Genomic DNA, 6,455 nt, shown 5'->3' with positions numbered 1-6,455 from the left:
CATAGCACACCAAAAAGATTAAATCAGAACACCCTAAAGGGTGTTATTAGCTTTCATCCCCTGCCTGAAGTACGAAATACGCAACTGCGTTGCTGTTTCTCAGGGGTTTTCAGCATTTCCCTTATAATTTCATTTCAGGTCTGTGTTAGCAATGAAAAACATCTACTCAGGTTCGTGGTCAGCATAAACTGGGGAGATGTCCATGTTCATACGGAAGTCATATATCTGGTCATTGTGTGAACGTAGAATACTCACGCAGGGTAATGTGACTTGAATGCCGTTCTTGCGGGTATAGGTAACATCTGCTTCCCATACGGCTGAGTTGCCGTCGTCACCAAACCACAGTCCTGTACTTTCGTGATGCATTTCTTCAATTGTTTCAAAAAACTGAGCCAGAGCATTTCGCACCGCTTGCCGTCCTATTGCCGGAGGTTGATTGCTAAACCGAAACTTGCCATCATCGGTGAAATGAGTAGCGATCGCCTCTGCATCAAGCGTATCCACCGTTTTGAAATAACTGCGAACCCAATCAGCATCCATCCGTTTTACCTACAGCGATTAATCAGTCTTGGTCACTATCATTTGTTGTAATGTATTGTTGATTGCGTCTTTTTCGGCATCAACCGACAGGGCTTGAATACACCATCAACTTGCTCCTCTTCACTGGCAGAAGTGACAGATTCTAAGCTTTAGCAGCCATAATGTCTCCTAAAAAACCGTAGAGATCCATGTGTTCTCCAAAGGTTTTGTTCATCGCAGGGGTTGTTTCCCGGTCTTCGTCGTGCTTCAGTTCAGCCGCGATTGCAATCCAGTTTGTGACAATGGCTCCGGCTTGTGCCAGACGCAGCATTGAAGCGAGTTCTACGGTCGGACTCCAGGTTCCTGATGCATCAATCACGGCATACACGGTATACCCCGCTTTTAATGCTGCAAGGGCTGGAAACATAAGACACACATCTGTCGTAATCGCTGCCATAATCAACTTCTGGCGATCGGTCTGCTCAATGGCGGTTCGACAGTTGGGATCATTCCAGAGGTTAATGGGGGAGCGATCGTAGATTTTGTGATCGGGAAAAAGTTCAACAATTTCTGGAATGGTTGGGCCGTTAGGGCCCTTGGCAGAACTGGTGAATAGTAGTGTGGGTAAATTGAATACTTTTGCAGTCTTCGCCAGAGCGATCGCATTGTTTTTTAGCACTTGCTGATTGATACTTTGAACTCCTAAGAAAAGTCCAGCTTGATGATCAATCAGCAGCATGGCTGCATTATCGGGAGTTAACGCTTCATATAAAGCATTTTGACTATCTTGTGTAATCATGGGAATTCCTTATATAATAAACATTTTTCAATTCAGGTGATAAGTGTCGCCTTGCGTGCGTCGTCAATAATGCCCAACACTGCCCATTGGGGTAAATCCTGCTACCCAATTGGAGCAGCGAACGCCCGCCTGCGTCAGGTTTGCGATCGTGGTTGCCTGCGTGATCGGGCTGATGTTGCCAGAACAATCAATGCACGACCAAACTTCATAGCCATCAGCGACCATACTTTTAGCGGGAAGTCCCTGACAAAAACTAGCGTCAATTCCAGCAATAATGATTTGTTTACGTCCTGTTGCCTCGATCGCAGCACGAAAATTGGGGTCATGCCAGGAGTTAATTTTTGTCCGATAGATGATCGGTGCGTCAGGAAATATCTCTGTAATCTCCGGCATAATTGGACCAATTGGGCCAATTGGGCCTTGATCGGCGGCGGAAAAAACAACGGGAAGCTCGTGCATTTTGGCGACTTTTGCCAGGGCAAGGGTCCAACACGGTTGCCCTTCTATTGCTGGGCAAATGACGATGCGGGTGGTTGGTTGGGGCTAGTTGTCCCCCCCTACACCCCTACACACGCCCCAACGGGGCTTGGTAATCCGCCTTTTACCAGAAGCAATTGTGATTTAACTTTGTAATTATTTTTAGTGATTCAACTCAGCAACACCGTAAAGCTGCGATCAAAATTTCTAGCCAGACTAATTATGCTAATTTGGAATCATTTTTCTCCTTTTGCTTGACTTGAGATTCCAAAATCACACCGTAGAGGGGGCTGGTTTGCATCAATTCCTCGTGAGTGCCTTGTGCTACCAATCGTCCTTTATCCATAAGAAAAATGCGATCAGCATTCTTGACGGTGCTAATGCGTTGAGCTACTACAAAAGTTGTACAAGCTTTTTGGCGCATTAAGCCATCTAGTTCGGCTTGAATCTGGGCAGCAGTTTTGGCATCTATAGCCGAGGTACTATCGTCCAAAATCAGAATGCTGTAATCTGTTAGTAAGGTACGAGCGATCGCAATTCGTTGTTTTTGTCCACCAGACAAGCCCACGCCCCGTTCACCCACAATCGTCTCGTAGCCATCGGGTAAACTACTGATAAAATCGTGCATTTGTGCAGTTTTTGCAACCTCAATCACCTCATCTAGGGTTGCATTGGGTTTTGCGTAGGCAATATTTTCGCGGATTGTGCCAGAAAAAAGGGTGGTTTCCTGAAATACAATACCAATATGCGCTCTGAGGCTTTTGAGTGTGAAACATTTCACATCTCGTCCGTCAATCCGAACCGCTCCCTTTGTGACATCGTAAAAGCGGGGAATTAAGTTCATAATTGTGCTTTTTCCCGAACCAGTCATCCCTAAAACGGCGATTAGCTCGTTGGGTTTGGTTTCAAAGGAAACTTCTTTAAGAGTTTCAGTGCTGCCTCCCGGATAGCGAAAGGAAACATTTTCAAAGGTGATTCTACCGCCACAGGTGTCAAATGGGACAGCACCGGGGCGATCGCTAATTTCTACTTCCGCATCTACAACTTCGTAGACACGTTCGGCAGAAGCAGCTGATTGAGCGATCGCAGGTGCAGCAAATCCAATCAACAGAATTGGTTGGAGAATCAAGGCTAGGTAGGAGTTAAACGCCACCAGTTCGCCAATGGAGAACTTCCGGCCAATCACTTGCGCTCCCCCATAGGCGAAAACTGCCAGTGTTACCAAATTACTCAGCAAAAAGATAAACGGGAAAGTATCACGGATGGCGCTAATGGTCTTCATGTTTGCCTTGACTAGACCATCATTCATGGTCGTGTAACGCGACCTTTCGGTTGACTCCCGCACAAAGGCTTTCACCACCCGGATTCCTAGCAAGTTCTCTTGCAATACAGCATTGAGATCGCTCAGTTGCTCTTGTACTTGCCGAAAAAGTTTGTTATTTCCGGTGATGAATCGCGCCATCAACCAACCTTCTAGGGGTACTACCGTTAGCGTAATCAGTGCCAGTTGCCAGTTCATCACCAGCAAAACCACTGAAATACTCACCAATGTCACAATTGAACCGACGACTTGAATTAAGCTAGTGCCAATAAAGGTACGGATCTGCTCTATGTCGCTGGTGACACGGGTTAACAGTTGGGAAGTCTGCGCCTGGTCATGATAACTGAAACTGAGATTTTGGATTTTGCTGAAAATCTTGTTTCGCAGGTCATACGCCACACCTTGAGACACTGCTTCTGCTAAATAGCTTTGTCCGAAGTTAAATAAACCACGAGCGATCGCGGCGACTACCATCCAGGCGGCGCTATATAGCACAATTTGGAGGTTTTTTTGCGTGATGCCCTGATCAATTCCCCACCGAAATAGTTGTGGAGTAAGTGCGTTTGCGATCGTCAACAGCAACAAACTGACCAATGCTCCTAGCGAAGTCCATCGGTAAGTGCTTAAACTCTTAAGCACACGCTGGATTGACTGTATCGACGAAGTTTCCTGGAGTTCTGGTTGCTGAACCACTGGAATTCACCCCTGTATCTTTGGAAAATTATCTCGTATTTTGATGTAAAAAACCAATCGACCAGTACGGAATGTGGGATCTATTTGGGGTGACAAGTCCAAATTTTGGTTCAAATTTTGGGGCAACGGTATGGGAAAATACCTCTTTGGCAAGCATTGCAGCCAGGGCTATTTCGTTCTAGTAGTCTGTCAAATTCATTTTGACGGATTGGTAGTGTGAGCGTCTCGCTCACGACGCGAGCAAGATGCTCACACTACCCATCAATTTAACCTTGACAGAGTACTAGACATAAACCGCCCAGAACTAAAGTTCCGCGGCTCATAGCCCAAGTCCACTAAAGTGGACTAAAAGCCTTTATTAGTCGTCTTTAGACGAATGAGTGCTATTAGCCTCAGAATTTATTCTGAGGCGGGCTAGATGAGAATGAAATAGCCCTGCATTGCAGCTAATCCATTTCAATACCTGAGAAAATCAAAGAACAAGAATAATGGCTCAAAATTTTCATAGCAATTCCCAACTTACCTCGGATATGTCAACTGCTATCAATCGCACATTTATTCAAAGACTTAATAAACTAGGAAAAGTTAATAAATATATTGCTTTAGATATAAGCAAGGAATTGCTTCATCTATCCAAAAATAATTTCAGGAAATGGTTTCCTTTTGTGGATTTTCTCAGTTCCACAATTGACATAGAGAATAGTTGTGTACCCCAAAATTTATTCCAAAATAAAGCTAGCCTGGAAATTGACGAAACAGCGAAAATATTTTTCCACTTAGGCGTTACCATCGGTAATCATCAAAATAGAGATGAGGTACTAAAAAACTTTAGAGATAGCATGGGAAAAAATGATTTACTGGTGTTTACTAATGAAACTGGTACTAACTCTAAATGGGATGGAAACGTCAGAGGTGGCTGCAAGTATCACGTAGAAGAAATATATGGATGGGTTAAAAGCAAGATTGGAATTAAATCTGAAGATTGTGAATTAATTGTACCCGTGACGGTAACAGATGAAACCGGGGAAGAAATCATCAAAGCAGAAATGCAATGGGCCTGGATCATGAAAACGAAAAAATAATTATACATCAGATCAATAACATACTTAATTCATATGAAAAAAACGATAAAAAAGGTAGCGGTACTCGGAGCAGGGATCATGGGGAGCAGAATTGCCCTTCATTTTGCCAATATTGGCTGTGAGGTATTGTTGCTGGATATGGTTCCGAAAGAACCGAACGATAAAGAAAAAGCCGCAGGATTGGGCATTGATCATCCGAAGGTAAGATACAGGATTGTCGGCGACCTGTTTCAGGCAGCCCTGAAAGCAAGCCCTTCGCCTGTTTACAGTCAGAAGTCGGTCTCCAGAGTGAAGCTGGGCAACTTTGATGATGATATGGTGAAGATCAGAGACGTGGACTGGATCATCGAGGTAGTAGTGGAAAAACTGGAGATCAAGAAACTGATATATGATAAAGTAGAGGCGTTCAGACAAGCAGGTACGCTGGTTTCATCCAATACTTCGGGTATCCCGATCCATCTGATGTCGGAAGGCAGAAGTGAAGATTTTCAGCAGCATTTCTGCGGAACGCACTTCTTCAATCCTCCGAGATACCTCAGACTGCTCGAGATAATTCCTGGTCCGAAGACCAATCCCGAGGTCATTGATTTTATGATGCACTACGGCGACCTTTACCTGGGTAAACAAACTGTATTGTGTAAAGATACTCCGGCGTTTATTGCCAACAGGCTGGGTATCTACTCGATGGTACAAACCATCAGGGCTGCACAGGAAATCGGTCTGTCTGTTGAAGAAGTAGACAAGCTTACAGGACCTGTGGTAGGCCGCCCGAAATCCGGCACTTTCAGATTATCGGATGTGGTGGGGCTGGATACCACGGTCAATGTTTGCAGAAACTTAAAGGCGACCTTGCAGACGGACGAGTCGGTATCGGCTTTTGAACTGCCGGACTCCATGGCCAAACTGATTGAAAACAACTGGCTTGGTGATAAAACCGGCCAGGGTTTCTATAAAAAAACTAAGGATGAAAAAGGCAAAACGCTGATCCTGGCCCTTGACCTTAAAACAATGGAGTATAAACCCAGCGAAAAGGTTAAGTTTGCAACCCTTGAAGGCACAAAATCAATTGACGACCTGAAAAAACGCTTTGCAGTCTTATTAAAAGGTACAGACAAGGCAGGAGAATTCTACAGAAAGACTTTTGCTGACGGATTCAGATACGCTACTTTCAGAATTCCTGAAATCGCCGATGAGTTGTTCAGGATTGATGACGCGATCTGTTCAGGTTTCGGATGGCAGATGGGACTTTTCGCTACTGCTGATGCTGTAGGCGTAAGTGAGTTTGTCAAAATGATGGAAGAGCAGGGACAAAAGCCGGCAGCATGGGTTTACGAAATGCTCGAAGCCGGAAATCCTTCTTTCTACAAAGTAGAAAACGGCAAAAAGCTATATTATGACATTCCGACCAAATCTTATAAAGTAATTCCGGGTACCGGTTCATTCATTATACTGGACACCATCCGTGACTCAAATGTGATCTGGAAAAACGCCGGTTCAACCATTTTTGATCTTGGAGACGGCATTGCGGGGGTTGAATTTCACTCAAAAATGAACACTTTCGGTG

The 6,455-nt window shown here is 44.6% G+C and carries 6 protein-coding genes; 2 read left to right on the top strand and 4 right to left on the bottom strand.

All coding sequences use genetic code 11. The features are described from left to right. Positions 1-162: 162 nt before the first annotated feature. The 4 genes from LC574_RS20820 to LC574_RS20805 form a co-directional block, all read right to left on the bottom strand. Complete coding sequence (locus tag LC574_RS20820; RefSeq protein ID WP_229455368.1) at positions 163-540, bottom strand: nuclear transport factor 2 family protein; 378 nt, start codon at positions 538-540, stop codon at positions 163-165. Positions 541-682: 142 nt separating this feature from the next. Next, positions 683-1,318: an isochorismatase family protein gene (locus LC574_RS20815; protein WP_229455367.1), complete on the bottom strand. Its 636-nt coding sequence runs from the start codon at positions 1,316-1,318 to the stop codon at positions 683-685. Positions 1,319-1,381: 63 nt separating this feature from the next. Next, the gene (locus LC574_RS20810) at positions 1,382-1,795 is read right to left on the bottom strand and encodes an isochorismatase family protein (RefSeq protein ID WP_267871617.1); all 414 of its coding nucleotides are present in this window, start codon (positions 1,793-1,795) and stop codon (positions 1,382-1,384) included. A gap of 220 nt (positions 1,796-2,015) precedes the next feature. Then, positions 2,016-3,809, bottom strand: coding sequence for an ABC transporter ATP-binding protein (locus LC574_RS20805; RefSeq protein ID WP_229455364.1), 1,794 nt, complete (start codon positions 3,807-3,809; stop codon positions 2,016-2,018). 488 nt (positions 3,810-4,297) lie between these two features. Between LC574_RS20805 and LC574_RS20800 the strand changes: the two genes are divergently transcribed. Both LC574_RS20800 and LC574_RS20795 read left to right on the top strand, forming a co-directional pair. Continuing rightward, positions 4,298-4,891 (top strand): L-histidine N(alpha)-methyltransferase, encoded by a 594-nt coding sequence (locus LC574_RS20800; protein WP_229455362.1) that lies wholly within the window; start codon positions 4,298-4,300, stop codon positions 4,889-4,891. A gap of 78 nt (positions 4,892-4,969) precedes the next feature. After that, a partial coding sequence (locus tag LC574_RS20795; protein WP_229455358.1) for a 3-hydroxyacyl-CoA dehydrogenase family protein occupies positions 4,970-6,455 on the top strand: 1,486 nt, incomplete at its 3' end.

The organism is Nostoc sp. CHAB 5715 (assembly GCF_020829685.1).
Lineage (GTDB): Bacteria > Cyanobacteriota > Cyanobacteriia > Cyanobacteriales > Nostocaceae > Nostoc.
The sequence above is the reverse complement of the archived record's forward strand: the minus strand, read 5'-3'. Positions and strand labels throughout refer to the sequence as shown.

What these genes read in the sequence shown, in the direction of transcription:
- LC574_RS20820 (WP_229455368.1), bottom strand. Translation starts at nt 540, where the DNA reads ATGGATGCTGATTGGGTTCGCAGTTATTTCAAAACGGTGGATACGCTT.
- LC574_RS20815 (WP_229455367.1), bottom strand. Translation starts at nt 1,318, where the DNA reads ATGATTACACAAGATAGTCAAAATGCTTTATATGAAGCGTTAACTCCC.
- LC574_RS20800 (WP_229455362.1), top strand. Translation starts at nt 4,298, where the DNA reads ATGGCTCAAAATTTTCATAGCAATTCCCAACTTACCTCGGATATGTCA.